Annotated in this window: 27 protein-coding genes and 2 pseudogenes; 14 read left to right on the plus strand and 15 right to left on the minus strand. The window is 66.2% G+C overall.

Annotated features, from left to right (window positions below; all coding sequences use genetic code 11):
- Positions 1 to 121 precede the first annotated feature (121 nt).
- On the plus strand, positions 122 to 331 hold the full coding sequence (locus tag ACWW1C_RS12400) for a hypothetical protein (protein WP_138230491.1): 210 nt from the start codon (positions 122 to 124) through the stop codon (positions 329 to 331).
- Between the two features lie 35 nt (positions 332 to 366).
- Positions 367 to 522, plus strand: coding sequence for a DUF6131 family protein (locus tag ACWW1C_RS12405; protein ID WP_455983700.1), 156 nt, complete (start codon positions 367 to 369; stop codon positions 520 to 522).
- A gap of 82 nt (positions 523 to 604) precedes the next feature.
- On the opposite strand, the gene ACWW1C_RS12410 is transcribed toward ACWW1C_RS12405, so the two are convergent.
- The 4 genes from ACWW1C_RS12410 to ACWW1C_RS12425 are packed head-to-tail and all read right to left on the minus strand — an operon-like array spanning position 605 to position 2,775.
- Positions 605 to 1,357, minus strand: a complete 753-nt coding sequence (locus ACWW1C_RS12410) for a DoxX family protein (RefSeq protein ID WP_455983701.1) — start codon at positions 1,355 to 1,357, stop codon at positions 605 to 607.
- A gap of 36 nt (positions 1,358 to 1,393) precedes the next feature.
- Complete coding sequence (locus tag ACWW1C_RS12415) at positions 1,394 to 2,230, minus strand: SDR family oxidoreductase (protein ID WP_455983702.1); 837 nt, start codon at positions 2,228 to 2,230, stop codon at positions 1,394 to 1,396.
- Position 2,231: 1 nt separating this feature from the next.
- On the minus strand, positions 2,232 to 2,438 hold the full coding sequence (locus ACWW1C_RS12420; protein WP_455983703.1) for a hypothetical protein: 207 nt from the start codon (positions 2,436 to 2,438) through the stop codon (positions 2,232 to 2,234).
- A gap of 37 nt (positions 2,439 to 2,475) precedes the next feature.
- A complete protein-coding gene (locus tag ACWW1C_RS12425; protein WP_455983704.1) occupies positions 2,476 to 2,775 on the minus strand; it encodes a protein UsfY in 300 nt (99 codons plus the stop codon).
- Positions 2,776 to 2,943: 168 nt separating this feature from the next.
- Here ACWW1C_RS12425 and ACWW1C_RS12430 point away from each other — a divergent pair, with 168 nt between their 5' ends.
- The 4 genes from ACWW1C_RS12430 to ACWW1C_RS12445 all read left to right on the plus strand — a co-directional run bounded on the left by ACWW1C_RS12430 (position 2,944) and on the right by ACWW1C_RS12445 (position 6,180).
- Positions 2,944 to 3,963 carry an iron-containing redox enzyme family protein gene (locus ACWW1C_RS12430; RefSeq protein WP_455983705.1) on the plus strand — a complete coding sequence of 340 codons (1,020 nt, stop codon included), beginning with the start codon at positions 2,944 to 2,946 and terminating at the stop codon, positions 3,961 to 3,963.
- Between the two features lie 75 nt (positions 3,964 to 4,038).
- Positions 4,039 to 4,599 carry a hemerythrin domain-containing protein gene (locus ACWW1C_RS12435; RefSeq protein ID WP_455983706.1) on the plus strand — a complete coding sequence of 187 codons (561 nt, stop codon included), beginning with the start codon at positions 4,039 to 4,041 and terminating at the stop codon, positions 4,597 to 4,599.
- A gap of 5 nt (positions 4,600 to 4,604) precedes the next feature.
- Entirely contained in the window at positions 4,605 to 5,714 is a 1,110-nt protein-coding gene (locus ACWW1C_RS12440; RefSeq protein ID WP_455983707.1) for a M42 family metallopeptidase, read from the plus strand.
- A 52-nt stretch (positions 5,715 to 5,766) separates the two neighbouring features.
- Complete coding sequence (locus tag ACWW1C_RS12445; protein ID WP_455983708.1) at positions 5,767 to 6,180, plus strand: low affinity iron permease family protein; 414 nt, start codon at positions 5,767 to 5,769, stop codon at positions 6,178 to 6,180.
- Positions 6,181 to 6,204: 24 nt separating this feature from the next.
- Here the strand turns inward: ACWW1C_RS12445 and ctaD are convergent, their stop codons facing one another.
- Positions 6,205 to 7,884 carry an aa3-type cytochrome oxidase subunit I gene (ctaD, locus tag ACWW1C_RS12450; protein ID WP_455983709.1) on the minus strand — a complete coding sequence of 560 codons (1,680 nt, stop codon included), beginning with the start codon at positions 7,882 to 7,884 and terminating at the stop codon, positions 6,205 to 6,207.
- A 92-nt stretch (positions 7,885 to 7,976) separates the two neighbouring features.
- Here ctaD and ACWW1C_RS12455 point away from each other — a divergent pair, with 92 nt between their 5' ends.
- The 3 genes from ACWW1C_RS12455 to ACWW1C_RS12465 all read left to right on the plus strand — a co-directional run bounded on the left by ACWW1C_RS12455 (position 7,977) and on the right by ACWW1C_RS12465 (position 10,361).
- Positions 7,977 to 8,513: a Dps family protein gene (locus ACWW1C_RS12455; protein ID WP_455983710.1), complete on the plus strand. Its 537-nt coding sequence runs from the start codon at positions 7,977 to 7,979 to the stop codon at positions 8,511 to 8,513.
- A gap of 123 nt (positions 8,514 to 8,636) precedes the next feature.
- Positions 8,637 to 9,305 (plus strand): PAS and ANTAR domain-containing protein, encoded by a 669-nt coding sequence (locus ACWW1C_RS12460; protein WP_455983711.1) that lies wholly within the window; start codon positions 8,637 to 8,639, stop codon positions 9,303 to 9,305.
- Between the two features lie 30 nt (positions 9,306 to 9,335).
- A complete protein-coding gene (locus tag ACWW1C_RS12465; RefSeq protein ID WP_455983712.1) occupies positions 9,336 to 10,361 on the plus strand; it encodes an Rv2578c family radical SAM protein in 1,026 nt (341 codons plus the stop codon).
- A 17-nt stretch (positions 10,362 to 10,378) separates the two neighbouring features.
- Here ACWW1C_RS12465 and ACWW1C_RS12470 read toward each other — a convergent pair whose 3' ends face one another.
- The 5 genes from ACWW1C_RS12470 to ACWW1C_RS12490 are packed head-to-tail and all read right to left on the minus strand — an operon-like array spanning position 10,379 to position 15,022.
- A complete protein-coding gene (locus tag ACWW1C_RS12470) occupies positions 10,379 to 11,359 on the minus strand; it encodes an Acg family FMN-binding oxidoreductase (protein WP_455983713.1) in 981 nt (326 codons plus the stop codon).
- Positions 11,360 to 11,408: 49 nt separating this feature from the next.
- Positions 11,409 to 12,026 carry a TetR/AcrR family transcriptional regulator gene (locus ACWW1C_RS12475; protein ID WP_455983714.1) on the minus strand — a complete coding sequence of 206 codons (618 nt, stop codon included), beginning with the start codon at positions 12,024 to 12,026 and terminating at the stop codon, positions 11,409 to 11,411.
- A gap of 19 nt (positions 12,027 to 12,045) precedes the next feature.
- The gene (locus ACWW1C_RS12480) at positions 12,046 to 12,867 is read right to left on the minus strand and encodes a mycofactocin-coupled SDR family oxidoreductase (protein ID WP_455983715.1); all 822 of its coding nucleotides are present in this window, start codon (positions 12,865 to 12,867) and stop codon (positions 12,046 to 12,048) included.
- Complete coding sequence (locus tag ACWW1C_RS12485) at positions 12,864 to 14,426, minus strand: flavin-containing monooxygenase (RefSeq protein ID WP_455983716.1); 1,563 nt, start codon at positions 14,424 to 14,426, stop codon at positions 12,864 to 12,866. Before ACWW1C_RS12485 ends, ACWW1C_RS12480 begins: the two co-directional genes overlap by 4 nt.
- Positions 14,423 to 15,022 (minus strand): TetR/AcrR family transcriptional regulator, encoded by a 600-nt coding sequence (locus ACWW1C_RS12490; RefSeq protein WP_455983717.1) that lies wholly within the window; start codon positions 15,020 to 15,022, stop codon positions 14,423 to 14,425. The genes ACWW1C_RS12485 and ACWW1C_RS12490 overlap by 4 nt, the downstream gene beginning before the upstream one ends.
- A 96-nt stretch (positions 15,023 to 15,118) precedes the next feature.
- On the opposite strand from ACWW1C_RS12490, the pseudogene ACWW1C_RS12495 reads away from it, so the two are divergent.
- A pseudogene (locus tag ACWW1C_RS12495) lies at positions 15,119 to 16,392 on the plus strand (HNH endonuclease).
- Here ACWW1C_RS12495 and ypfJ read toward each other — a convergent pair.
- A complete protein-coding gene (gene ypfJ, locus ACWW1C_RS12500; protein WP_455983718.1) occupies positions 16,389 to 17,279 on the minus strand; it encodes a KPN_02809 family neutral zinc metallopeptidase in 891 nt (296 codons plus the stop codon). The pseudogene ACWW1C_RS12495 and the gene ypfJ sit on opposite strands and share 4 nt — an antisense overlap.
- A gap of 123 nt (positions 17,280 to 17,402) precedes the next feature.
- Here ypfJ and ACWW1C_RS12505 point away from each other — a divergent pair, with 123 nt between their 5' ends.
- On the plus strand, positions 17,403 to 18,899 hold the full coding sequence (locus ACWW1C_RS12505) for a carboxylesterase/lipase family protein (RefSeq protein WP_455983719.1): 1,497 nt from the start codon (positions 17,403 to 17,405) through the stop codon (positions 18,897 to 18,899).
- On the opposite strand, the gene ACWW1C_RS12510 is transcribed toward ACWW1C_RS12505, so the two are convergent.
- Entirely contained in the window at positions 18,887 to 19,387 is a 501-nt protein-coding gene (locus ACWW1C_RS12510; RefSeq protein WP_455983720.1) for an SRPBCC family protein, read from the minus strand. The genes ACWW1C_RS12505 and ACWW1C_RS12510 overlap by 13 nt on opposite strands.
- Positions 19,388 to 19,419: 32 nt before the next feature.
- The gene (locus tag ACWW1C_RS12515) at positions 19,420 to 19,884 is read right to left on the minus strand and encodes an MPT63 family protein (protein ID WP_455983721.1); all 465 of its coding nucleotides are present in this window, start codon (positions 19,882 to 19,884) and stop codon (positions 19,420 to 19,422) included.
- A 75-nt stretch (positions 19,885 to 19,959) separates the two neighbouring features.
- On the opposite strand from ACWW1C_RS12515, the pseudogene ACWW1C_RS12520 reads away from it, so the two are divergent.
- Positions 19,960 to 20,610, plus strand: a pseudogene (locus ACWW1C_RS12520) (phosphoribosyltransferase); the annotation flags it as partial.
- 2 nt (positions 20,611 to 20,612) lie between these two features.
- Here the strand turns inward: ACWW1C_RS12520 and ACWW1C_RS12525 are convergent.
- Positions 20,613 to 21,494: an oxidoreductase gene (locus tag ACWW1C_RS12525; RefSeq protein ID WP_455983722.1), complete on the minus strand. Its 882-nt coding sequence runs from the start codon at positions 21,492 to 21,494 to the stop codon at positions 20,613 to 20,615.
- Positions 21,495 to 21,565: 71 nt separating this feature from the next.
- Here ACWW1C_RS12525 and aspS point away from each other — a divergent pair, with 71 nt between their 5' ends.
- Positions 21,566 to 23,332, plus strand: coding sequence for an aspartate--tRNA ligase (gene aspS / locus ACWW1C_RS12530; protein WP_455983723.1), 1,767 nt, complete (start codon positions 21,566 to 21,568; stop codon positions 23,330 to 23,332).
- On the opposite strand, the gene ACWW1C_RS12535 is transcribed toward aspS, so the two are convergent.
- Positions 23,313 to 25,859, minus strand: a complete 2,547-nt coding sequence (locus ACWW1C_RS12535) for an alpha/beta hydrolase fold domain-containing protein (RefSeq protein ID WP_455983724.1) — start codon at positions 25,857 to 25,859, stop codon at positions 23,313 to 23,315. The two genes, aspS and ACWW1C_RS12535, sit on opposite strands and share 20 nt — an antisense overlap.
- 77 nt (positions 25,860 to 25,936) lie before the next feature.
- Here ACWW1C_RS12535 and ACWW1C_RS12540 point away from each other — a divergent pair, with 77 nt between their 5' ends.
- Positions 25,937 to 26,368, plus strand: a complete 432-nt coding sequence (locus ACWW1C_RS12540) for a nitroreductase family deazaflavin-dependent oxidoreductase (protein ID WP_455983725.1) — start codon at positions 25,937 to 25,939, stop codon at positions 26,366 to 26,368.

The raw sequence follows: 26,368 nt of genomic DNA on the forward strand, positions 1-26,368 counted from the left end.
CAGGGACCAGAAAGGTGGTTGAGCTCGGCAGCTGTCTTTTTCTCCCGCGTTAGTTTGCCACCACGCACCCTTGGGTACTCCTTTCCTTGAGACCAGAGAGGTCTGTGTAGGAGGAGCCATGTTGCGAGGAAGCGTGGGCGTCATCGTGGTGGTCTGGCTGCTGGTCGGCGTACTGGCGGCCTGGCAGCGCGACTATTTCCGCGGCGGCGACACGAGCTGCGGCTCGGCAGGGCGTATCGCGCTGACCGTGGTAGCCGGGCCGTTGAACTACGCCGGGGTCAATCCGAAGGTCGTCGATTGCCGACTGCCACAACCAAGTTCGATGCGGTGAACCGCAACCGCGTGTGAGATAAGGAATCGATCATCATGATTGCTTTGGGAGTAGTCCTGCTCATCCTGGGCTTCGTCTTCAACGTGTATCTGCTGTGGGTCTTGGGCATCGTGCTCGTCGTGGTGGGCGCGATCCTCTGGCTCATGGGAGCGGCCGGCCATGCCGTCGCCGGGCGCCGTTACTGGTATTGATGCGAGCCGGCCCATTGCGGTCGGCGCCAGCGAAGAAAGAGAGCCCGGGCCTGAGGCCCGGGCTCTCTTCATGCTTGGGTCTTTACGCGGCCCGAGCCTTCGCCTTCTTTGCGGTACTGACCGCAGTACTGGCCAATTCGGTTGCCTGCTCTCGCGCGGTGTCGGCCAGCTCCGAGGCGCGTGCGCTGGCTTTCCGGTAGGCGGACTCCGCATACGGGGCAGCCTTCTCAAGGCCGTCTTCCAGCTTCTCGAGCGCCACACCGGCAAGTTCGCGGCCGTGCTCGAAACCGGTCTGCACCCCGTGCCCGACCTTCTCGCCCAACTCCGGCATGCGGGCGAGCGCTACTTCTGTCCTGGAAGGAACCGTCGACGAGAGGGTCTCCGCTGCCCGCTGGGCGGCGCGCCGTCCCCGCCAGCCCAGCGACGGCTTCCCTGCGGTGTCCGCCGACGCGAGAATCAGACCGCCGAGCAGGCTGAGGTCGGCCAGGAAACCCCGGCGTTTGGCGGTTTTGGCGGCAGGATCGTCCTCGGTCCAGAACATGTGGTTGCCCAGGTTTGCCGGAATCACCGTCGCCGCGAGCACCGCCGACGCGACGCGCGGAATGCGTCCGGTGGCCAGCAGCAGCCCACCGGCGACCTGGGCGGCCGCGGTCGCTTGTGCCACGGCGACGGCGTTGGACGGCACGTTGCGGGCAACGGGGTCCGGCATGTCCTTGAGGCCGTCCAGGGTGGGGCGCACAGCCTCGGCGCCGGAGTCGATGTTCAGCAAGGTTTCGACGCCCTGTCCGATGAACGCGGTGGCCAAAAGCGGACGGGCGATCCTACGAATGATCATGGGGCAGGGATTTCCCGTGCGACTCCCGCCCAAACATCATCCCGGCATCGTCTCGCCGCCGAGGGGTGCCAGTACCTCACCGCTGTAATACGACGACAGCTGGTCAGCGGCGAAGAACACGTACGACGGTGCGATCTCATCGGGCTGGGCGGGCCGCTCGAATGGCGTCTGACTGCCGAACGACCGAACCTTCTCCGGTGGCATGGTGGCCGGAATCAATGGCGTCCAGACCGGACCGGGCGCAACGCAGTTCACCCGGATACGGCGGTCCGTCAGCGATTGTGCCAGCGCATAGGTGAATGCGATGACGGCGCCCTTGGTGGCCGAGTAATCGATCAGCGAGGCGTTGCCGCGTAACCCGTTCACCGATGCCGTGTTGATGATCGCGGCGCCGTCCGGGAGATGGGGCAACGCGGCTTTGGTCACTTGGAAGTAGCTGTCGATGTTCACCGCGAACGTCCGCCGCCATTGTTCGTCGGTGATGTCGGTGAGATTCTCTGCGGGCGACTGGTATGCGGCGTTGTTCACCACGATGTCCAGTCCGCCCAGTTCGGCGAGCGTGCGTGCCACCACCTCGCGGCACTGGGCGGGCTCACCGAGATCGCCGGGGAACAGGGCGCACCTCTGGCCTGCCGCGCCCACCACGGCCGCCGTGTGGGTCGCATCGTCGTGCTCATCGAGGTAGGCGATGGCGATGTCCGCGCCCTCTTTCGCGAACGCCGCCGCGACGGCGCGTCCGATGCCGGAATCACCGCCGGTGACGAGGGCCCGACGGCCTTTCAGGAGATCGCGGCCGACGTACCGGCGCATCTCATCGTGCGGCTGCTCTGCCATGTCCTCGGTGTGCCCGGGATACGGGATCGGTGTGTCCATCTCAGGCGTCGCGTCCAAAATCGTCCTCGTCGGCGTCGATTTCGATGTCCTCGGTCTGTTCCAACCAATCGTGCGGTGCGGCTTCCGTCGGTGGGTTGTCGGGGCCGCTGACGGCGGCCTCGTCGTCGGGCACCTGCTCGCGCACATCGCGGGACTGCTCGACGGCGTCTGCGTCAGGGACTGCGTCCGGGATCTGTTCTGGCGTCATGTCAGAGCGGATACCCGTCGGGGACGTCGGAAACACCTCAACTGGTCGGCGGGGTGCGCGGTGCACCGGGATGGTCCTGGAGGTACTCCCGCTCGCGGCGTCGCACCCGGCGGTGCGTGATGGACAGCCACCAGCCGCCCACGAAGCCGACGACGACAGCGATGATCAGGGTTGTGCCCCCGACCGCCGGCTGACCATCGGCGAAGTAGTACAGGCTGACCACCAGGCCGACGACCGCTACGGCCACGGCGAGCAGGCCAGGGGCATTCCTGCCGTCCTTGACCGACTCGCCGGCGTGGGTTCGGGTGGTGCGAGCATGGTCGACGGGGTCTTTCATGTGTTACCTCCTGGGGACAAGTGCTCGGTGATGTAATGCCCGCTGCGGCGCGGTTTTACACCCCGCTGTGCGCCGACATGGGGTACCCGCAGTACCGGCGTCTACACCGTGAGCCCGCAATGCGAAGCGGGTTTAGCGGCGCTCGCCTGCGGGTATCGGGGAGGTCTCATGTGCACAGAAGAACTTGTCCAGCCTTTGCTACCGGACCCTCGTGGTCCCGTGTCCAGTGTGGTGATCGGACTGCTGGGCGAACGCCTGCCCACGCAGTATCTGGCGCGGATACAGCTACCGCTCGGAAACGCCGACCCCTTTGGCCTCGACCTGCAGCTGGCGCTGTATGTCTGCTACGAACTGCACTATCGGGGTTTCGCCGACACCGACGAAAAGTGGGAATGGAACCCCGCCCTGCTGGATGTTCGCCACCGCATCGAGGAGCGATTTCTGGCAGCGGTTCGGGAGCTCGTCGGCGAGATCAGCCCTGACAGTTCGGCGCACGCCGAACTGGAGCGCTGTGACACCGAGCCTGTCGATGATTCGAGTTTGTCTGTCTACCTACAGGATCAGGCGACGTGGCCGCAGATGCAGGAGTACTTCGTCCATCGGTCGCTGTACCACCTGAAGGAAGCCGATCCGCAGTCGTGGGTCATTCCGCGGTTGACCGGTCGCGCGAAAGCCGCGTTCGTGGCAGTGGAATACGACGAATACGGCGGTCGTGGCGGCTACGAGACCATGCACCAGCGGCTGTTCGCCGATCTGCTCGACGCCGCCGATCTGCGCAGCGACTACCTGCACTACCTCGGCAATGCGACGGGCAGCACATTGGCCGCGGTGAATCTCATGTCGATGTTCGGTCTGCATCGGCACCTGCGCGGCGCGGCCGTCGGCCATTTCGCCGCAACCGAACTGACCTCCTCGCCTGGGTCGCAGCGAATAGTCAAGGGCCTCAAGAGACTTGGTGCTCCGCTGCCGTGCATCGACTTCTATCGCGAGCACGTCGAGGCCGACGCGGTTCATGAACAGGTGGTTCGCAAGGACGTCGTGGCAGACCTGTTGTCACGCGAGCCGGGCCTCGAACTGGACGTCGTGTTCGGTATTCGGGCCTTCGACGCGGTCGAGGGACAGCTGGCCAAGCACATGCTGTGCAGTTGGGCGTCTGGGTGTTCGTCGCTACAGCACTGGCCCGTTTGACCGGGTGCGCCCTGGGTAACCGGTGGGGGACGCGCTCACAGCCCGGGCGCGCCACCCGTATTCACAGGAGGAAGCATGGCTGACAACGCCCTCAAGTCCCCGTCCGACGTGATCGATCTCCTCACCGATCAGCACGAGCAGATCAAGTCACTGTTCACCGAGACCCTGGTGCTGGCCGGCGACGAGAGAGTGCGCGCTTTTCGGGATCTGCGCCGGCTCCTCGCGGTGCACGAAACCGCGGAAGAAGAGATCGTCCATCCGCGCGCGAAGCAGAAGGTGCCCGGTGGCGAGCAGATCGTCGATGCCCGGCTGGAAGAGGAGAACGAGGCGAAAAAGGCTCTCGCAGAGCTGGAGTCGCTCGGCATCGACAGCGAGGACTTCACCAGCAAGCTGACAGAACTGCGCGACGCAGTGATCGCGCATGCGGAGCGTGAGGAGGCCGAGGAGTTTGCCAAGCTCGGCGCCGAACTGTCGCCGAAGGAACTCGAGCGGCTGGGGCAGATCGCCAAACTCGCCGAAGCCGTCGCGCCGACCAGGCCGCACCCCGGGGTGGAATCGCAGGCGGCGAACCTCATCGTCGGTCCGTTCGCCGCCATGCTGGACCGGGTCCGGGACGTGGTCGAGGCCGCCCGCTGACTCCGATGATCGAGCTGCTGCAGGAACTGTTGCGGGCGTACGGGCCCTGTGGCGAGGAGGATGCGGTTCGCGAGATCTGCCTGCGCGAACTCGCCCCTCTCGTCGACAGCGCCTGGGTGGACCGGGCGGGCAACGTGATCGGGCGGGTGTCGTCCTCGTCGCGAAACGAGGAGCACTCGCCCGTGCGCGTGATGGCCCACATGGACGAACTGTCGATGCTCGTGAAGCGGGTGCAGTCGGACGGCATAGTGCGACTGACGCCGCTGGGCACGATGTATCCAGGAAACTTCGGCCTCGGGCCGGTGATGATGCTCGGCGAGCGGGAACACGTATGTGGCGTTCTCACAGTGGGATCCGAACACACCACCCAGGAAAGCCCGCACATCTGGCAGACCAAACCGGACGGTGGCGACCGGGCCTTGAACTGGTCCGACGTATACGTTTTCAGTGGACGCACGTCGGCAGAGTTGGCCGAGGCGGGCATCCGCCCCGGCACGCGCGTGTGTGTGCACCGAAGTAAACGGGAACTCGTCGAGATCGACGATTACCTCGGGTCCTACTTCATGGATGACAGGGCGCTGCTGGTGGTTCTGCTGTCAGCGGCGCGCGAGTTGAAGGAGCGGGCGCAACGACCACCGCAGGACGTGTACTTCGTGTGCACGGTCAGCGAGGAGGTCGGCGGGCTCGGTGGCTCGTACGCCAGCCGGGCCCTGCCCGGCGAATTGACCCTGGCGCTGGAAGTCGGCCCGACCGAAGCCGAATACGGCACCACCGTGACGGGTGGGCCGATCGTCGGCTACAGCGACGCGCAGTGCATCTATGACAAGGCGGTCGCGGATCGCCTGATGGAGGTGGCGACGACACTGGGCACCGACCCGCAGCCGGCGGTGCTGGGCGCGTTCGAATCCGATGCGTCCCATGCGAAGTCGAACGGGCACGCCGCTACGGCGGGTCTGCTCTGCCTGCCCACGCTGAGCACCCACGGTTACGAGGTGGTGCCGCGCGATGGCATCAGTGCGCTCTCCGCTGTGCTGGTGGAGTTCCTGATGAATCCCAACGCTGTTTGCCGCGAGCCGTCCGGGGTAAACAACAGTGCCGAATCTGCCCGGTCGTGAAGCGGCCGGACAGCGCGGTGGCCCCAGGGCTTGCATCAGGAAAGGAATTGCCATGACCGCCTCCGACAATCCTGACCCCGACGTGATGCCGTCCGGTGTTACCGAGAAACTGTCGCTATTCGACCGATTCGCCACCAGCACCGCCGAGATCGTTTCCCGGGCCTGGTTCTTCCTGGCGTGCGTGCTGCTGGTGATCATCTGGGCGCCGACATTCGCTTTGATGACCGTCGACACGTGGCAACTCGTCATCAACACGATCACGACGATCATCACGTTCCTGCTCGTCGCGTTACTGCAGAACACTCAGAGGCGTTCCGATGACGCACTGCAGCACAAGCTCAATGCCATCGCCGATGCACTGGCAGATTTGATGTACCACCAAGCCAAGGACAATCCTGGCATCCGTACCGACGAGAAAGAACTGCGGGAGGCCGTCGGTCTCGAAGAACGCGAAGGCACCGGCTGAAGAAGCCTGACACGCCAGCACTGATCAGTGCTGCACATGGGCCTCGGCGCGCATCCGCTCCGACATATGTGGGTAGTGCAGCTCGAACGCCGGCCGCTCTGAACGGATCCGGGGCAGTTCGGTGAAGTTGTGCCGCGGCGGCGGGCAGGTGGTGGCCCATTCCAGCGAATTGCCGTGCCCCCACGGATCATCGACGACGACGGGCTCGCCGTAGCGCCAGCTCTTGAACACGTTCCACACGAAGGGCAGCACGGACAGCGCCAGGATGAACGACCCGATGGTGGAAACAACGTTGAGCGCGTCGAAGCCATCACCGGCAAGGTAGTCCGCGTAGCGGCGGGGCATACCCTGATCGCCCAGCCAGTGCTGCACCAGGAAGGTGGTGTGGAAGCCGATGAAGGTCAGCCAGAAGTGTAGCTTGCCCAGGCGCTCGTCGAGCAGCCGCCCGCACATTTTCGGGAACCAGAAGTAGATGCCGGCATACGTGGCGAACACGATGGTGCCGAACAGCACGTAGTGGAAGTGCGCCACCACGAAATAGGAGTCGGTCACGTGGAAATCCAGCGGCGGGCTCGCCAAGAGCACTCCTGACAGGCCGCCCAACAGGAAAGTGACGAGGAAGCCGACAGAGAAGAGCATCGGCGTCTCGAAGGTCAGCTGCCCCTTCCACATGGTGCCGATCCAATTGAAGAACTTGATGCCGGTCGGCACCGCGATCAGGAACGTCATGAACGAGAAGAACGGCAGCAGCACCGCACCAGTGGCGAACATGTGATGCGCCCACACCGACACCGACAGCACCGTGATGGCCCAGGTCGCGTAAACCAGTGTGGTGTAACCGAATACCGGCTTGCGGGAGAACACCGGAATGATCTCGGTGACGATGCCGAAGAACGGCAGCGCGACGATGTACACCTCGGGGTGCCCGAAGAACCAGAACAGGTGCTGCCACAGGATCGGGCCGCCGTTGGCGGCATCGTAGATGTGCGCGCCCAGATGACGCTGCGCCAAGAGACCGAACAGGGCCGCGGTCAGAATCGGGAAGGCAAGGAGAATCAGCACGCCCGTGGCAGCGATGTTCCAGGTGAAGATGGGCATGCGGAACATGGTCATGCCCGGCGCACGCATGCAGACCACGGTCGTGATCATGTTGACCGCACCGAGGATGGTGCCCAGGCCCGACACGATCAGACCGACCGCCCAGAGGTCACCACCAGACCCTGGCGAGTGGACGGCGTCGGACAGCGGCGTATAGGCCGTCCACCCGAAATCCGCTGCGCCGCCGGGGACGACGAATCCGGCCAGTACCACCAGACCGCCGAACAGGAACAGCCAGAACGACAGCGCGTTGAGCCGGGGGAAGGCGACGTCCGGCGCGCCGATCTGCAACGGCAGCACCAGATTCGCGAAGCCGAACACCACGGGCGTCGCGTACAGCAGCAGCATCAAGGTGCCGTGGACGGTGAACAATTGGTTGTACTGCTCGTTGGACAGGAACTGTAGGCCGGGCATGGCGAGTTCGGTGCGCATCAGCAACGCCATGATCCCGGCGCTGAAGAAGAACGTGAACGAGGCGGCCAGGTACATCTGGCCGATCACCTTGTGATCGGTCGTTCCGACGAGGCTGTACAACACGGCACCCAAACGCTTTCGGCGCGAGGGGAAGGGCCGTTGCGGTGACACCGGTACTTCGACAGCAGTCACCTCGGGGCCGTACCCGGAGCGACGCGGTGGTAAACGGTGTTTTACCGTCGGGCTCACCGGGTAGGCAGGGGTGACACCCGAGGAGTAAACACATGAGCGAATTCACCATTCCAGGGCTCTCCGAAGAGCAGAGCAGCCGTATCCGAGTCCTGTTGCAAATCCAACTGAGCACGTACAACGACCTGCACCTCACGCTCAAGCATGTGCACTGGAATGTCGTGGGCCCGAATTTCATTGGCGTGCATCAGATGATCGATCCGCAGGTCGAACTGGTGCGGGGCTATGCCGATCAGACAGCAGAGCGACTCGCGGCGCTCGGCGCGGCGCCGGAAGGCACGCCGGGGGCGATTCTGAAGTACCGCACCTGGGACGACTATTCGCTCGGCCGGGACACCGCTCAAGCACATCTCGCCGCACTCGACCTGGTCTATGACGGCGTCGTGCAGGATGCGCGCAAGGCCATCGAGGAACTCGACGACCTTGATCTGGTGTCTCAGGACATGCTGATCGGTCAGGTTGCCGAGCTGGAGAAGTTCCAGTGGTTCATCCGCGCACATCTCGAGAACGCCGGCGGCGAGTTGGCCACCAGTGGTGCACGTACCGAGCGGCAGGCCGCGGCTCAGGCGTAAACCGTCTGCTGGAATTCCGGCAGCACATCGCGCTCCCAGGCGTCGAAGAAACCGTCTATGTCGGGGCCGACCATCGCCTGACCGCGCTACGATGACGGCGGCTACCTGCCGACCCACGATGACATGAGTGAATCCGACGGCCAACTCGCCGACTCCGAAGCCTGGGACGTCGCCGCGGTATTCAGCGGCGGCGCTACGCAGCATGTCGGCAGCTTCAAGTTCAGTCTTGCCGAGCAGCGGTGGGTGTGGTCCGAAGAGGTCGCCCGCATGCACGGCTACGAGTTGGGGGAAGTCGAGCCGACCACCGAGTTGCTGCTGAGTCACAAGCATCCCGACGACCGGGCCAAGGTCGCCGAGATTCTGAAGCGAGTGCAGACCGGTGGTCTGTTCAGCAGCCGGCACCGCATCGTCGATTCCGGGGGCAAGGTCCATTGGGTCGTGGTGGTCAGCGACCGGATGACCGACGACGACGGCGAGGTGACGGGCACCCACGGCTACTACATCGACGTGACTGCCGGCATTCAGTCCGATCTCACGGTGGCCATGGCCTCGGTGGTGGAATCGCGCGCCGTGATCGACCAGGCCAAGGGGATCCTCATGGCGGCTTACGGCATCGACGCGGACCGCGCCTTCGACATTCTCAAATGGCGGTCGCAGGTCACCCAGGTGAAGCTCAGGACTGTCGCGACTCGCTTGTTGGAGGCCGTGATTCACCAGGGTCTGGACCCTGAGACCGTCACCGCGATCGATCACCTGTTGCTCATCGACGGTCCGCCCGACGACGAGGCTTGACAACAGGTCGAACAATTGTTCGAATGAAGTATGCGGTGGGACGGGCAGGCGGTGGCGTGGGCCGAAGCGGACGGGGCCCTGCCGGGTCTCGAACGGCTCGGGCTCGTCCGCAGCATCCGGGTCCCGAAGTTCGACGGCATCACATTCCATGAAGTGCTGTGCAAGTCGGCATTGAACAAGGTGCCGGAAGCGTCGAATCTGCCGTTCCGGTACACCGTCAATGCCTATCGTGGATGCTCGCACGCCTGCCGATACTGCTTCGCCAGGCCGACGCACGAGTACCTGGACTTCGACTCGGGAAACGACTTCGACCGCGAACTCGTGGTGAAGACCAACGTCGCAGAAGTGTTGCGGCGGGAGCTTTTTCGGCGATCCTGGACGCGCGACGCGGTCGCGCTGGGCACCAACACCGATCCCTACCAACGGGCCGAGGGCCGGTACGCCCTGATGCCGGGAATCATCGCGGCGCTGGCGGATTCCGGGACACCGTTCTCGATCCTGACCAAGGGCACGCTGCTGCGCCGCGACCTGCCACTGATTGTCGATGCGGGCAGTAGGGTCGGGGTGAGTGTTGCGGTGTCGCTGGCGATGTTGGACCCGGAACTGCACCGGTCGGTCGAGCCCGGGACCCCCACGCCCGCAGCACGATTGGAGCTCATCTCGGCCATCGCGCAGGCGGGGCTCGACTGCCACGTGATGGTGGCGCCGGTGCTGCCGTACCTGACCGACTCGGAAGTGCATCTGGCGGCGCTGCTGTCGCGGGTCGCGGCGGCCGGTGCCACCGGCGTGACAGTCTTCGGGCTGCATCTGCGTGGCGCGACGCGTGGCTGGTTCCTGGCGTGGTTGGGTGCGACGTATCCGGAGTTGCTGCCCAGATATCGCGAATTGTACGGGCGCGGTGCGTATCTCGGCCCGGAGTACCGCGAACAGCTGCGGAACCGGGTGGCGCCGCTGGTCGCCCGGTACGGCCTCGGCGGCAGGGCCAACAGACTTGACACCATGCGTACCGCCCCGGCGGCAGTGTCCGCCGGGGCGGTGCAGCCTGCCTTGTTCTGAATCAGCCGACGTCGAGGTCAACCGGCCCGGACGTGAAAGACGTCCGACAGTGGACGGCGCGGTGTCGGCGGTGGAACATCGTCGAGCACGGGCGCGACTCCGATCCGGACCAATGCCTGCGGTAGGGGATGGCCCGTGAGCGTGCTGACGATCTCGCGGGTGGCGGGGTGCTCGGTCACGTGGGTGAGCGTGCAGCTCGCCAGCCCGGCGCCGGTGGCTTCGATCAGTACCGCAGACAATGTCTCGCCGCAGGCCAAGATGTCGCTCGGGATGTCGTCGAATGCCGAGATCACCACGATGGTGGCCTGGTCGTCGCCGATGCCCTGCCGCCGTTCCCTGGTATGCGTCACCGGGAAGGTTCGTCCGACCTCGACCCGATCGGATTCCGCCGCCGAGACCAATGCGCTGTGCGGAATTCCGGTGGTTGCCCCGAAAGGAGCTGTCCACCAGGCTAATTCAGCGTGATACTCGGTGTCGTACATGCGTAGCGCCTCGGCGAGGTGCGAGGCTTCGGCTACTTTGTCGCGCTGCTGCGGCGCGATCAGGTCGACGTGGGTGGGACGGTCCTGGACTGCCAGTCGCAGCAGCATCTCGAACGCCTCACCGTTCTCCACCGGGTCGTAGGGCAGCCGGTCGGACCGCCGACTTGCGATGGCGTCGGCGTCCCGGCGCTGGGCCGGCGTGACGCCGGCCGATGGCCGGAACTCGATGTCGGCCAGGTGGTACCGGTTGTTCGGATTCGGAAAGCGGTCTATCTGGGCGTCCCAGCCGCGGGCCGCCATGGCCACCCGCAGATGGTCCAGGGCCGCACCACAACTCAGTAAAGCCTGACGACCCGAGTTGTCGGTGTCCACCAATTGGTCAGGATCGAGGAACAGCCGCAAGGTGGCCGATTCCAGCACCCACTGCCACGGCTGGCTGTTGTGGAATGACGGGGCGCGGCAGGCCGCATGTACAGCGTCCTCGATTTCCTGAAGTGCGACGGCGGTTTTCGTCATGAGTCCAGATTGCCCCGCCCCGAACCGGCTCAGACAGGGCCGGAAGTCATCAATTCTGCAATGCGCGCAGGCAGAACGCGTAGATGCGGTCGCTGCCGATCGGGGTGAGTTCGAGGCCCGGCCCGAGTGCGCGCAGTCGCAGGGCGCCGAAGATGGTCTGCATGACCAGCGCCGCGGTGGCTTCGACATCGAGGCCGGCAGAGAAGGTGCCGTCGGCCATTCCGCGTTCGACGATATCGACGATGAGTGCGTGCAACGGTGTCAGCACCCGGCCGTAGTCGTCCGGCATCGTCTCGGCCAGGCGATCGTGATAGAAGGTCAGGCCGCGATTGATGCTGTCCTGCGTGCTGGACGCCGGTGGCACACAGATCCGGTCGACCAGTTCACGCAGCGCATCCGTGGGCCCGAGCTGGGCTGCCTCGGCCTGCCAGGTCGTGGTGAACTCGGTCAGCATCGCGTCGATCAGTGCCAGCACCAACTCGTCCTTGGTGGCGAAGTGCTGATAGAAGGCCCGCAACGACGTCTTCGACCGCTCCACGACCTCGAGCACCGTGAATTCCGTGCGGCCGGTCTCGCCGAGGATGTCGAGGGCCGAGCGCATGAACTGTGTGGCGCGCGCCTGCGCGTCGAGACTGTTGTTTGCCACCTCGGCGTTCGACTTCGCCATGGCGACTGAGGTTACCCGGTCAGATCTTGAGATAACCCTTGTCTGCCGGGATTTGCGCAGCCGTTACCAACGACGACGCGTCGCTCGCCAACCACACGACGATGTCCGAGATCTGGTCCGGCTTGATCAGCGAATCCGTCGGCAGCGCGCCAGGGGAGAAGCTGTGGATGTACTGCGGATGATCCTGCAGGACCTGGTACATCGAGACGTCGTTGCCCATCGGCGTGTCGGTGCCGTAGGGGTGTATCGAATTCACCCGGATGCCGAACTCGCCGAGCTCGACGGCCAGCGCGTTGACCATACCCACGACGCCGAACTTGCTGGCGCAGTAGTGCCCGCAACCCGGCACCGCCTTGATGCCCGCCGCTGAACTGGTCGCGATGATCGACCCACCGTTGCCGGCCTCGATCATCGCCGGGACCACAGCCCGGATGGTGTTCCACACCCCGGTCAGGTTGATGTCCAAGGTGTCCTGCCACTGCTGCTGGGGAATCTCCCAGAGCCGCCCCCAGTTCAGCACTCCCGCGTTGGCCACCACGATGTCCAGCCGGCCGAACTGCTCGATGGTCTCCGCGACCATTCGCTGCTGGCCTTCCGCATCCCGGACATCGACCTCTTTGGCGTAGATCTTGCGGCCTTCGCCTTCAACGAGGTTCACCGTCTCGGCCAGATCCGCGGGAGTTGCCGGCTCGTAGCCGTTGCCCTCGGCCACCGGTGCGCAGGCGTCGATCGCGACGATGTCGGCACCGGCGCGCGCCAGCCGGACGCAATGTGAACGGCCCTGTCCCCGGGCCGCCCCGGTGACGTAGGCGACCTTGCCGGCCAGTGGTTGATCGGTCATGCGCTGAGCTCCTCACTCATCGTGGCGGCCCGAACGTCGCTGAACTCGTAGTCCGTGAGCGGCGAGCGTCGCGCGAAAATCCTTGCAGCGGTTATGGTTTGCGGGCGGTAGTACGGTGTCTCGTGCTGGGAGTTGACGAAATAGGTACGCAACTCGGGGTTGCGCGTGTAGTACGTGTGGGCGGTGCGACCGCGCCGATCCATCAGGTCATTCCACCGGTTGAACGCATCGCCCGTCACCGCGACGACCGGGGCGTCAGCGCGGCGGCTGGCTTCGGCGATCAGCCGAACTGCATGGGCGGCAACGGTTTCGACATAGTCCATCCACGCGAACCCGACATAGCCCAGCGGTCCGACGATCTCCCACCGGTTGGGCAGCCGGGGGTGCGCCGTGCCGGCGTAGGCACGCAGTCCGTGGGCGCGGTAGTACTCGGCGAGGTCGAAACCGCCTGATCCCATGATGGTTCCGGGGCGGTAGGTTTCCGGGTCGGTCCACAGTTCGTATCCGGTGGCGGTGACCAGCAGGTCGGCCGGATGGTCGACGCCGTCGACGGTGCGGACGCCATCGCGGGTGATCCGCTCGATCGGCGTGGTGATCAGGTGCGTGTCCGGATGGTTCAGCGCCGGCAGGAACGAACTGGAAATCACCGGACGTTTGGCCATGATGCCGTAGCGGGGCAGCAGCGCCTTGCGGGTCGCCGGGTCTCGCACCGTCGAGCGCAGCAGCAGTCGGTAGAGATTGCGGCTGTGGCCGTCGTACAGCGGCATGAGTTTGGTCAGCACCTTGCGGGGGAGCCGGGAGAAGACGTGGACGATCGGGACGACCATGGTCACGTCCATCAGCAGCCGTCCGAAAACATTGGCCGCACTGACGACTCCGGGCACCTTGAGCACCCGCCGCAGCCACGGCGGGATGTCGAAGTCAACCTTGGGCAGCACCCAGGCCGGAGTGCGTTGGTACACATCGAGATTGGCTGCCACTCCGGACAGCGCCCCGGTGATCTGCACCCCGCTGGAGCCGGTACCGATCACCGCGACGCGCTTGCCGCGGACGTCGTAGTCGTCGTCCCAGTCGTTGGGGCGCAGTTTGGTGCCCTCGAAGTCGTCGACGCCGTCGATGTCGATGACGTTCTTGGCATTCACATATCCGCCGACCGAGCTGATCAGGAACCGGGCCGTCACGTCCGGCTGATTGCGGATGGAGAGGCGCCACAGGCCGGTGTTGTCGTCCCACTCCTGGCGCAGCACTTCGGAATTGGCACGCAGGTGCGGACGCAGGCCGAGCTTGTCGGCGGTGTCGCGCAGGTAGGCGTAGATCTCGGGACCCGGCGCGAAGAACCTGCTCCAGTTCGGGTTGGGTGCGAACGACAGCTGGTACCACAGCGACGGGATGTCGACGGCGAGGCCGGGGTAGTGGTTGTCGCGCCAGGTGCCACCGAAGTCGTTGCCCCGGTCGACGATGACGAAGTCGTGAATCCCTTTCTGCTGCAGCAGGTGAGCGGCGGCGATGCCGCCGGGTCCTGAGCCGATGATGACCACTTCGTGGTCGGGTGAGGTCATGCTGTCTCTCCGGTGAGTCCGTTGATGATGTGGTCGGTGACGAAGCGCCGGATGGCGCGGGGGTTGTCGAGGTTGACGCCGATGGGCGGGAGGAGTTCGAAACTCAGCAGCACCCGAACGATCCACTCGCCGGCGCGGGCCGGGTCGACGTTCGCGCCGATCTCACCGTCACGTTGCGCTGCCTTGACGCGCGGCTTCCATAGCTCGACCGCGCGCTTCATCAGGTCTTCGCCGATGTTGCGCAACAGTAGGACGACAATGCCTTCGTTGATGCCCTTCTGCGGCGCCGAGGGGGAGTTCTGCCGGTGCGCACAGATCAGGACGGCGGCGGCGGCGACCTGGTCGGCCAGCGTGGACTGCTTGTCGATCTCGGCGGCCATGCCGTCGACGAACACGGAGGCCAGGTGGTCAAGTGCGACGCTGATCGCGTGGTCACGGCCGCCGAGCGCGTTGTAGACCGTGCCGCGTGACACGCCTGCGGCTTCGGCGACGGCGGTGAGGCTGAATTGCCTCGGCCCCAAGCGGTGGAGCGTCTCCGCGGTGGCTTCCAGTAGTGCCGGCGAGATGGTGCGGGGCGTCGGCGGCTTGGCGGGCATTTGCACACATTAACGAAATTTGTTCAATGTGGTCAACGATTCGGGAAACCGATTTGGGGGTGGTGCGAAACGGTGGGCGCGGGTACATTCGAACGTATGAGCGAAGTCCTGGTGGTGCTCGACTCCAACGCCGATGAGTCGGCGTTGTTGGGTCGCATGGCTGAGCTCGAACGCGGGAAGTCGGCTGCGGCGGCGGAGCAGGCCCGGTTGGCGGCCGCGTTGGAGGCGAAGCGGGTGGTGGCGGCGCGTGCGGGTGGTCCGCGGGTGTCGCGGGCGGCGCTGGGCTCGGAAGTGGGATTGGCGCGGCAGGAATCTCCGCATAAGGGTGAGCGGTTGATGGCGATGGCCCGGGTTCTGGTGGCGGATATGCCGTGCACGCTGGCGGCGTTGGAGTCGGGCGTGCTCTCGGAGCATCGGGCCGAATTGATCACGAAAGAAGCGGCGTGCCTGTCGGTGCTGGATCGTCAGCTGCTGGATGCCGACCTGTGCGGCGACCCGGGCCCGTTGGCGGGGTTGGGCAACGCCGAGATCACGGCGGAGGCCGCGCGGATCGCCTATGAGCTGGATCAGCAGAGCGTGCTGGAGAAGATGGCGCGGGCGCAGGCTACGCGGCACGTGCGGTTCCGGGTGACCGGTGACGGCATGATGTCGATGACGGTGCGGCTGCCGGCGGCCCAGGGTCAGCTGGTGCGCCAGACGCTGTCGCGTGAGGCGGCGTCGGCCGTGGCGGCGGGGGTGGGGCGCAGTCGTGCGCAGGTGTGGCTGACGTCGTGGTGGAGCGGGTGACGGGCCGCGATCCGGTCGACTCGCCGGTGCCGGTGACGCTGAACCTGGTCATGTCGGATGAGACGCTGCTGACCGGGGGCGAGGAGCCCGCGCGGTTGGACGGGTATGGGCCCATTCCGGCGGCGTTGGCTCGCGACATGGTGCTGGCCGCGGCGGCCGATGACACAGTGGGGGCGGCGTTGCGGCGCCTGTACGCCCAGCCGGGCACCAGCAAGTTGGTGGCGATGGAGTCGAGGGCACGGGCGTTTCCGAAGGCTCTCGCGATGTTCATCGGGTTGCGGGACCAGATTTGTCGGACCCCGTTCTGCAATGCGCGGATTCGGCATATCGATCACGTCACCCCGCACGCCAAGCGGGGGCGGACCAGTGCGCACAACGGGGATGGGTTGTGCGAGCACTGCAATTACGTCAAGGAAGAACCGGGTTGGCAGGCGGCGGCGAGTTATGACCGGTACGGCCGGCACACGATCGCGCTGACCACACCATCAGGAGCGGTCTACACCTCAACGGCGCCACCGACCCCGGACGGGTTGCGCATCTTCACCCGCGATGTCCACATCGCGCGGAGCCACCCTGCCGCCTAGCCCAGGTCCTGTGCGTTGTACGTGTCGCACTGCTTGGGGTCGCCGGTCTGATAACCGGTGGTGAACCACTTCTGCCGTTCTGCCGACGATCCGTGCGTCCACGACTCTGGATTGACGCGTCCGGTGGCCTGCTTCTGGATGTGGTCGTCACCGACCGACGAGGCCGCCGACAGCGCGTCGGCAATGTCCTTGTCGCTCAACGGCTGCAGGAACGGCACGCCCGTGCTCTTCTGCTTGACCGTCGACGCGTAGTGTGCCCAGACTCCGGCGTAGCAGTCGGCCTGCAGTTCGGTACGCACGCTGTTGCCCTCGGCGCCCTTCGGCCCCCGCTGCGCCTTGCCGATGTCACCGAGCAGGTTCTGCACATGGTGACCGAACTCGTGCGCCACCACATACTCCTGGGCCAAAGGTCCACCACTGGAACCGAATTCGTCGACCAGGGTCTGGAAGAAGCTGGTGTCGAAGTAGGCGACCTTGTCGCCGGGGCAGTAGAACGGGCCCACCGAGGTGTCGGCCGGGCCACATGCGGTGTTGACCTGCCCCCGGAAGAGCCGAATCTTCGGCGGTGTGTAGCCCTTCAGTAGCTGTGACCACACGCCGTCCACCGAGTTGCCGGTCGCCACGATGCGGCACTCCAGGTATTTGTTGGCGTCCGCGCCGGTCTTGCACTTGCTCAGGTCGTAAGCGCTGGATCCTTGGCTGGACTGGGGCGCCTGGTTCTGGTGGCCGAGAATTGAACTCGGATCCACTCCGAGGAACATGGCGACGACGACGATCACCAAGCCGCCCATGCCGCCGCCGATCGCGAGGCCCCGGCCGCCGAAGCCACCGCCCCCGCTGGTCGACGTGTTGCTCGTGTCGATCTGCATACCTTCGTTGAAGGACATCACCGCTCCGTCCGGGGCTCCAATACGACTGGATGTCAGCTTTCCACACCGGAACGACTGGTCGCACTCCTCAGCGCGATTCGTTCCTCATCGCTGGATCGTCGTACGACTAGGATTTCGGGTGTGGCCGTCCAGCCCGAAACCATCGACAGCTCGACCATCGTTCATACCGTCGCCGGCGCCCTCCGGGGCACCACCGAAGGCGGGGTGCACGTCTGGCGCGGCGTCGGGTACGCCGAACAGCCCGTCGGGCCGCTGCGGTTCCGCGGACCGCAACCGCTGATCCCGTGGTCCGGTATTCGCGACGCCATCGACCACGGACCCCTGCCGCCGCAGGGCAAGTCGTTCGTCGGCGGCGGGCGCGACGACCCCAAGATGCGCGACGAAGCCTGCCTGACCGTGACGGTGTGGTCACCGGACGTGACGGGCTCGCTGCCGGTGATGGTGTGGATTCCTGGCGGGGCGTTCGTATTCGGGGCCGGCCAGTTGCAGCTGTACAACGGATCCCGCCTGGCAGCCAACGGCAACGTGGTGGTCGTCAACGTCACCTACCGGCTCGGCGTCTTCGGTGGCTTCGAACTCAGCGACCTCGGCCCCGGATTCGAAGACAACCTGTGCTTGCGGGACCAGATCGCGGCGCTGCAGTGGGTGCGCGACAACATCGGCGCGTTCGGCGGAGATCCCGACCAGGTCACCGTCTTCGGTGAATCCGCGGGTGCGACGTCGGTGCTGGCATTGCTGGCCAGTCCTGCGGCCGACGGTTTGTTCAGCCGGGCCATCGCGCAGAGTCCGGCGCTGCCGCTCATCGCCGACCGGGAAACCAGGGCGCGTCAGGCCCACGAGTTCGTGCGCAGGCTCGGTGTGATGCCAGAAGAGTTATCCGCACTGCCGCAGCGTCAACTGCGCCGCGCCGCGGGGCAGTTGCAGGGCGAGAGCGCGGCCAACAGCCCCAAGTTGGCCTACGGGCTGACGTACGGCGTCGACTTGCTGCCCGCGCACCCGGTGCCGGCCGCCCGGGCCGGAGCCGTGGCGAAGGTGCCGCTGATCGTCGGCACCAACAGCCGCGAGGCGTCGATGTTCGCGTGGGGCAAGCCGCCCATGTTGCCCACCACCGTGCCGATGGTCGACGACTACTTCGCGCGCATCGCGCCGGCGGCCAAAGATGCTGTGCTGCAGGCATACCCGAGTTATCCGCGCCGCCGGGCACTGATCGGGATCGGCTCCGACGTCATGTTCGGCGCACCAACGTGGGCCTTCGCGGATGCCTACAGCGGGCACGCGCCGACGCACGTGTACCGGTTCGACCACACAACCTGGACGCTGAAAGTGCTCGGCCTCGGCGCGACGCACGGCAGCGAGATCGTGCACATCCAGCACAGCTACGGCTCGTATCTGGGCCGCATGCTGCATCCGCTGGGCCGTCAGGTGCAGCCGTCGGTCGGCCGGCGCATGCAACGCACGTGGCTGGATTTCGCGACGAAGGCGGACGGCATGGCCGATTGGCCGGCGTACGACACCGACCGCCGGGCCACCCGGGTGATCGGCTCGATGCGCGACGAGACCATCGACGACCCGGACCAGGTGCGCCGCGCGGCGTGGGACGGGCTCTACGCGCCGTAGCGTTCGTCGGTGTAGCGCCGCAGGTTGTGCAGGAACCGCTGGAACAGCCACGCCATCACGGGGCGCCCGGCCCGCATGCCGAGCTCACCGGCGAGGCCACTCGGCTTCATGGCCATCACCCACGTCAGGTGGCAGCCATCAGCGGTCTCCTCGACGGTGTAGCCCTCGGCGAAGGCCGAGAGCATGTTCGAGGTGCTCGTGTTGAACCGGAAAGCCATGTAGGAGAACGGCTCCCAGTCGATGAACTCCTCGTCGCCGACAATGTGGCCGCGCATCGTCACGGTGCGGGTGGTACCCACGCCGTACGGTTTCGGGCTGGTCCACTCCACGTTGGTGATCAGCGTCGCCCAATGCGGCCAGGACGTTTCATCCGAGAAGACCTCGAACAGCTGCTCCGGCTTGATCGCCAGGTCGACTTTGCTGACGAACCGGAACGGTGCGCTGTCGATGAAGTCGACGCCGACTTGCTCGCACTGGTAGGTCTTCATGAGTAGACACCCTAGAGCAGGTGTCTACTGATTCACGGTGTCCAGACCATCAGGTCTTCCATGCCGTTGTTCATGGTCACCGTCGTGGGGGCGGGACCGGTGACGTCGAAGTGGATCTTCCCGGTGGACTGCCCGCCCTGGGGGATGGTCGCGCCGCTGATGTTGATGGGGCTCGCGACCATCCACAGCACGCGGTATGCCGCCTGGTTCGGCGCGACGGCGTTGAACTGCGAAACGCCGGGTGTCACCGGGCCGCTCAGCGCGCGGACGGTGGCCGTGGCCTCCCAGAGCTTTCCGGCGACCCGGTAGCCCGGCATGACATCGGAGCTCGGCTTGAGGTCGGAGACCTGCCAGCTCAGCTGGACCTGACCGACGCTGTCCGTCATCGTCATGGCGCTGCCGAGCTTGCCGACGAGTGGATAGCCGGCCGACGCGATCGGCGCACTGGCGATGCCGATGACCGAGAAAACCGCAACAGCTGTTCCGGTGACCTTCACTTCTGCCTCCTCGAACGGTTTTTGTATGGCCCTGTCAATTACGGATTACCACTGAAAAGCGCTGATGGGAATAGGATCGGAACTACGCGAAACCATGAATCGAGACGCGTCTTTCGTGATCGTTCAGAAGCGGGGCGCGTACTGGCCGGTCTGCTGACGGCATATCGCGGCAGGCGCGATGTCGTCGTGCTCGGCCTGGCTCGTGGCGGTGTTCCCGTCGCCCGTGAAATTGCCGCCGCCCTCGAGGCGCCGTTGGACGCGCTGATCATCCGCAAGCTGGGCGTTCCCGGCCACGAGGAGTACGCCATGGGCGCGCTCGGCGGTGGTGGTCACATCGTCGTCAATCAGGATGTTGTTGGGCCGCTTCAGATTTCGCAGCAGACGCTCTCCGAGGTCGCCGCTGCCGAGCGCCGTGAATTACTGCGGCGCGAAGCCGACTACCGTCGGGGCCGGCCACCGGCCGACGTGAAAGGCCGAACCACGATCCTTGTTGACGACGGCATGGCCACCGGCGCGAGCATGCGGGTAGCTGCCGAAGTGGTGCGGGAAAGCGGGCCGCGGACGTTGGTGGTTGCGGTCCCCGTCGCCAGCGAAGCGGCGTGCCGGCAGCTCATGGAGATCGCGGACGACGTCGTGTGCGCCGACCTGCCGACACCCTTCGCAGCTGTCGGGGAGTCCTACCGCCACTTCGATCAGGTCAGCGACGCCGAGGTGCGCCGGCTGTTGCGTTAGCCCGGTCCGTCACTCGCCGCGGCCAGGAGCGGCACCAGCAGGTCACTGATCGGGGTGGCGATACCGTGCGCGGCACCCTTGCGCTGGATGACGCCGTTGCGGATGTCCCATTCCAGCGGACGGCGCGCTTCACGGTCGACCAGCATCGAGGTCGCCATCTCGGTGGGCGCTTGCTTGAGCATGTCGGCGATCTCGTCGACCACACTGTCGGGCAGCGTCGCGCCCTCGGCCCGCGCGACCGCCAGGCATTCGGTCAGGTATCTGCGGGCCAGCGCGGCGACGTCGTCGCGCCGGAACATCCCCGAGCGCCGGCCGGACAGCACCATGAAGCCCACCACGGCGTTGACCAGCAGCTTGCGCCACGCCGCGCTGAGGAAGTCCGGATCCAGTTCGACGGTGATCGTGCTGCCGTCCATTGCCGCAGCCAGGCGGGTCGCGGCCGCGTCGTCGGGCAGCACCAGCCGAGGCGCACTCAGCACCTGCACCCAGCCTTCGGGGCGGGTCTCCGCGGCAATCCAGATCGCCGCAGGTACGACGGCAGATCGGGGACAGTAAGGGCGCAGTCGGTCAGCCTGCTCGACACCGTTCTGGAGGGCACAGACCACGGTGTCCGGACCGCACAAGCGCGCCAGCCACGGGGCGGACGCCGCGTACTGGGTGTCCTTGACTGCCAGCAGCACCACGTCGACCGGTCCGGCGACGGTTTCGGGGTCAGTGTGCACCGGGCCGGGCACGACGATCGGCGCGTTGTCGTCCACCCGCACCTCGATCGCATCGCGCGGAGTGCGCCCGCACAGGACCACCTCACGGCCCGCGGCGTACAGCAGCGCGGCGATCGTTGATCCGATGGCACCCGGTCCCACGAGGGCAAAGCTCACTGTCGCCAAAATACCGGTCGAAGCGCCCCTTTAGACTTAGCGATCGAATTCAGACTTCTTGAGGAGATTTCGTGTTGCGCAGTCACGCCGCCGGTTCGTTGCGGTCCACCGATGCCGGTCAGACGGTGACCCTCGCCGGATGGGTGGCGCGTCGGCGCGACCACGGCGGCGTCATCTTCATCGACCTGCGGGACGCCTCCGGAGTCTCGCAGGTCGTGTTCCGCGACGCCGCCGTGCTGGAGCAGGCGCACCGACTGCGTGCCGAGTTCTGCGTCCTGGTCACCGGCGTCGTCGAGGTGCGGCCGGACGGCAACGCCAACAAGGACATCGCGACCGGTGACATCGAGGTCAACGCCACGACGCTCGAGGTGCTGTCCGAGAGCGCACCGCTGCCGTTTCAGCTCGACGAGACCCCTGGCGAGGAAGCCCGCCTGAAGTACCGGTACCTGGACCTGCGCCGGGAAGGCCCGGGCAACGCAATTCGGTTGCGCTCCAAGGTCAATGCCGCCGCGCGCGGTGTGCTCGACAAGCACGACTTCGTCGAGATCGAGACCCCGACCATGACGCGGTCGACCCCCGAAGGCGCTCGCGACTTCCTGGTGCCCGCGCGCCTGCAGCCCGGCTCGTTCTACGCGCTGCCGCAGAGCCCGCAGCTGTTCAAGCAGCTGCTCATGGTGGCCGGCATGGAGCGCTACTACCAGATCGCCCGCTGCTACCGCGACGAGGATTTCCGCGCCGACCGCCAGCCCGAGTTCACCCAGCTGGACCTGGAGATGAGCTTCGTCGACGCCGACGACGTGATGGGCGTCGCCGAAGAGGTGCTGGCGGCGCTGTGGAAGTTGATCGACGTCGACCTGCCACTGCCGCTGCCGCGCATCAGCTACGAGGAAGCCATGCGCCGCTTCGGATCGGACAAGCCGGACCTGCGCTTCGCCGTCGAGCTCGTCGAGTGCACCGACTACTTCAAGAACACCCCGTTCCGGGTGTTCCAGGCGCCGTACGTGGGTGCCGTCGTGATGCCGGGCGGGGCGTCGCAGCCGCGCCGCACGCTGGACGGCTGGCAGGAGTTCGCCAAGCAGCGCGGTCACAAGGGCCTGGCCTACGTGCTCGTCGGCGAGGACGGCGAGCTGGGCGGCCCGGTGGCCAAGAACCTCACCGACGACGAGCGGGCCGGTCTCGCCGAGCACGTCGGCGCGAAGGTGGGGGACTGCATCTTCTTCGCGGCCGGTCCGGCCAAGGGCGCCCGTGCCCTGCTGGGTGCGACCCGCATCGAGATCGCCAAGCGGCTCGACCTGATCGACCCGAACGCCTGGGCGTTCACCTGGGTGGTCGACTGGCCGATGTTCGAGTCGGCCGAGGAGGCCACCGCGTCCGGTGACGTTGCCGTCGGATCGGGGAAATGGACCGCGATGCACCACGCGTTCACGTCGCCGGCACCCGAGTCCGAGTCGACGTTCGACACCGATCCCGGCGGGGCGCTGTCCAACGCCTACGACATCGTGTGCAACGGCAACGAGATCGGTGGCGGTTCGATCCGTATCCATCGCAGCGACGTCCAGGAGCGGGTGTTCGCGATGATGGGGATCGGCCACGACGAGGCCCGGGACAAGTTCGGATTCCTGTTGGACGCCTTCACCTTTGGCGCGCCGCCGCACGGCGGCCTGGCCTTCGGCTGGGACCGCATCACCGCGCTGCTGGCGGGCGTGGACTCGATCCGCGACGTCATCGCGTTCCCCAAGTCCGGTGGCGGCGTCGACCCGCTGACCGACGCCCCGGCGCCGATCACCGCGCAGCAGCGCAAGGAGTCGGGTATCGACTTCAAGCCCGAGGCGAAGTAAGAAACCTCCGCAAGGCTTCAGCCATCTGGTCGCGGACGGGGACCCCGGACACCACGAGGTCGACCATGGTCGTCGACAGATGCGTATGGCCGCGCGCCTGGATGTGCTCGGTGGGCACCCCGGCCGCTGCCAGCGCGGCGGCATAGGCGTTGCCTTCGTCGCGGAGCGGATCGAACTCGCAGGTGATCACCATCGCCGGGGGTAGTCCGGTGAGGTCGCCGCGCAGCGGTGCCCGCCGCGGATCGTCGGCGGGACCGCCGTAGAGCTCGGCGAACCACCGCATGAGCGGCGTGGTCAGCCCGTAACCCTCGGCGTTGTCCTGATACGACGGGTACGGCTGCGTATCGGTGGCCGGGGTGAGCAGCAGCTGCCCACTGATGCGGGGGCCGCCGTGATCGCGCGCCCACTGGCACACCACCGCGGCGATGTTCCCGCCCGCACTCCAGCCGGCCACCGCCAGCCGGTCGGGGAGGCCGCCCAGGGTGGCCGCATTGTCGGCGGCCCACCGCAGCGCGGCGATGCCGTCGTCGATGGCCGCGGGGAACGGATGTTCCGGCGCGTGCCGGTAGTTCATCGAGACGATCAACGCGTCGGTGCGCAGGCACAGGTCGCGGCACAGTGGATCGTCTGATCGCGCGTCCCCGAGGACCCAGCCGCCGCCGTGGAAGTAGACGACCACCGGGTGCGGCCCCGGCGTCGGCGGCCGGTACAGCCGGTAGTCGAGTTCGCCTGCGGCCCCGGGAAATCCGCCGTCGATGATCTCGCCGACATCCGGGCCCGGCGGCCTCGTGCTGTTCGCCTCGGACATGGCGGCCCGGGCCAGCTCGACCGGAAGAGATTCCAGCGGAGGCGGATTCAGCGCCGCCACCATTTCCAGCACCATCTGGACATCGGGTTGCAGTCGGCGCACCACGCCGTCGTGGCATTGCGAGCCGGCCGGTCCGGTCAGTTGGAAGCCGAGATAGTTCCGGCCGACGACGTCGGCGCACGCCGCGCCGTAGAAGTCGACGCCCGCCGCGTACGGCATGAAGACCCGCGGCTTGCCGGGGATATTGGCGCCGACGTACCACGAATTCGCTTGGGGGAACATGGTGATGGCACCCGCATCGGCGACGTGTTGCATCCAGCCGGCCTCGGCGGTCGGGGTCGGTTCGATGGTGTCGAAGCCGTGCGCGCGTAGATATGCCATGGTGTCGGCGACGAGTTCGACGTGCTGCTCGATCGACACCGCCATGTTGGACAGCACCGAGGGGCTGCCCGGCCCGGTGATCAGGAACAGATTCGGGAACCCGGACGTGGTCAGGCCGAGGTAGGTCGACGGTCCCTGTGCCCATTTGGTTTTCAGCGCGAGTCCGTCGCGGCCGACGATGTCGACGGCCGCCACCGCACCGGTGATGGCGTCGAACCCGGTCGCGAGCACAAGGGTGTCGAACTCGAACGATTCACCGACGGTCTCGACGCCGGTTTCGGTGACGCCGACCAGTGGCTGCGTCCGCAGATCGACCAGCCGTACGTGGGATTCGTTGAACGTGGCGAAGTAGTCGGTGTCCAGGCACAGTCGTTTGGCGCCCACTGGATACCCGGTGGGGCACAAGAGTTCCGCGATGTGTGGATCGTCCACCGTGGCGCGGATCTTGTCGCGGACGAAGTCGGCGAACGACTCGTTGGCGGCCGGGTTGCTCATCAGGTCCGAGAACATGTTGAGAGTTTCCAGGAGTTCGCCGATCTGCCAGGCGCGTTCGTACCGCTGCTGGCGGTAGGCCTCGGGCACCGCGAACGTCGGGATCAGCGTGCGCTCCTGCGGCACCCCGCCGAACGACGCCCGCGCCGCCGCCCGGTACGCGGGCTCGTCGGCCAGCGCGGCCTCCTTCTCCTCCGACACCGGCCCGTTGTGCGCCGGGATGGAGAAACAGGGCGTGCGCTGGAAGACGGTCAGGTGCGCGGCCTGCGCGGCGATCAGCGGAATCGACTGGATGCCCGATGATCCGGTGCCGATCACCCCGACCCGCCGACCGGTGAAGTTGACCGGTTCGTGGGGCCAGCGGTTGGTGTAAAACGTTTCGCCCCTGAAGGTTTCGATGCCGGCGATATCGGGTTCTTTGGGGATGGACAGGCAGCCGGTGGCCATCACCAGGAACCGGCACGCGACGTCGTCGCCGCAGTCGGTACGGACGCGCCAGCCGCCGTCGGCCCAGTGCGCTCTGGTGACCCGGGTGCCCAAGGTGATGTCGCGGCGCAAATCGAACTTGTCCGCCACGTGGTTCAGGTACCGCAGGATCTCCGGCTGGGTGGCGTACTTCTCCGACCACTGCCAGTCGCGTTGCCAGTCCGGGTCGAAGCTGAACATGTAGTCGAGGCTGGGAATGTCGACGCGCGCGCCCGGGTACCGGTTCCAGTACCAGGTGCCGCCGATGTCGTCGCCGGCCTCGAAGACACGCACCGAGAAACCGTGTTCCCGCAGCCGGTGCACCAGATACAGGCCGGCGAACCCGGCTCCGACCACGACTGCGTCCACCTCTGGCGTCATCGGCACCTCCGTCAATATCAGGCAAGTATCGCGCCCGGACGGGAACATTTGGGCCGGTTTACGCGGTTGCGTCAGGCATGACCGAATTCACGGACGCCGCGTCCTTCCATGCCTTCAACGCCGCCATCGTCGACGAGTTCCGCGCCAACGGCGGCAAGGTGGGTGGTCAGTTCGAGGGCGGCAACCTGCTGCTGTTGCACACCACCGGCGCCAAGTCGGGTCAGCCGCGGATGTCCCCGCTGGCGTATCTGCCGGTCGACGGCAAGATCCTCATCGTCGGTTCGAAGGCCGGCGCTCCCACCCACCCTGACTGGGTACACAATCTGCGTGCCAACCCGGCCGCCCATATCGAGATCGGTAGCGACTCTTATGACGTCGTTGCCCGCGAACTGCCCGATGACGAGCGCGAGGCCACGTATCCGCTGATCACGGCCGTGGCCCCCGTCTTCGCCGACTACCAGGCGAAGACGTCGCGCGTCATCCCGCTGTTCGAGCTCGTGCGCGCCTGA

Source organism: Mycobacterium sp. HM-7 (genome assembly GCF_053852335.1).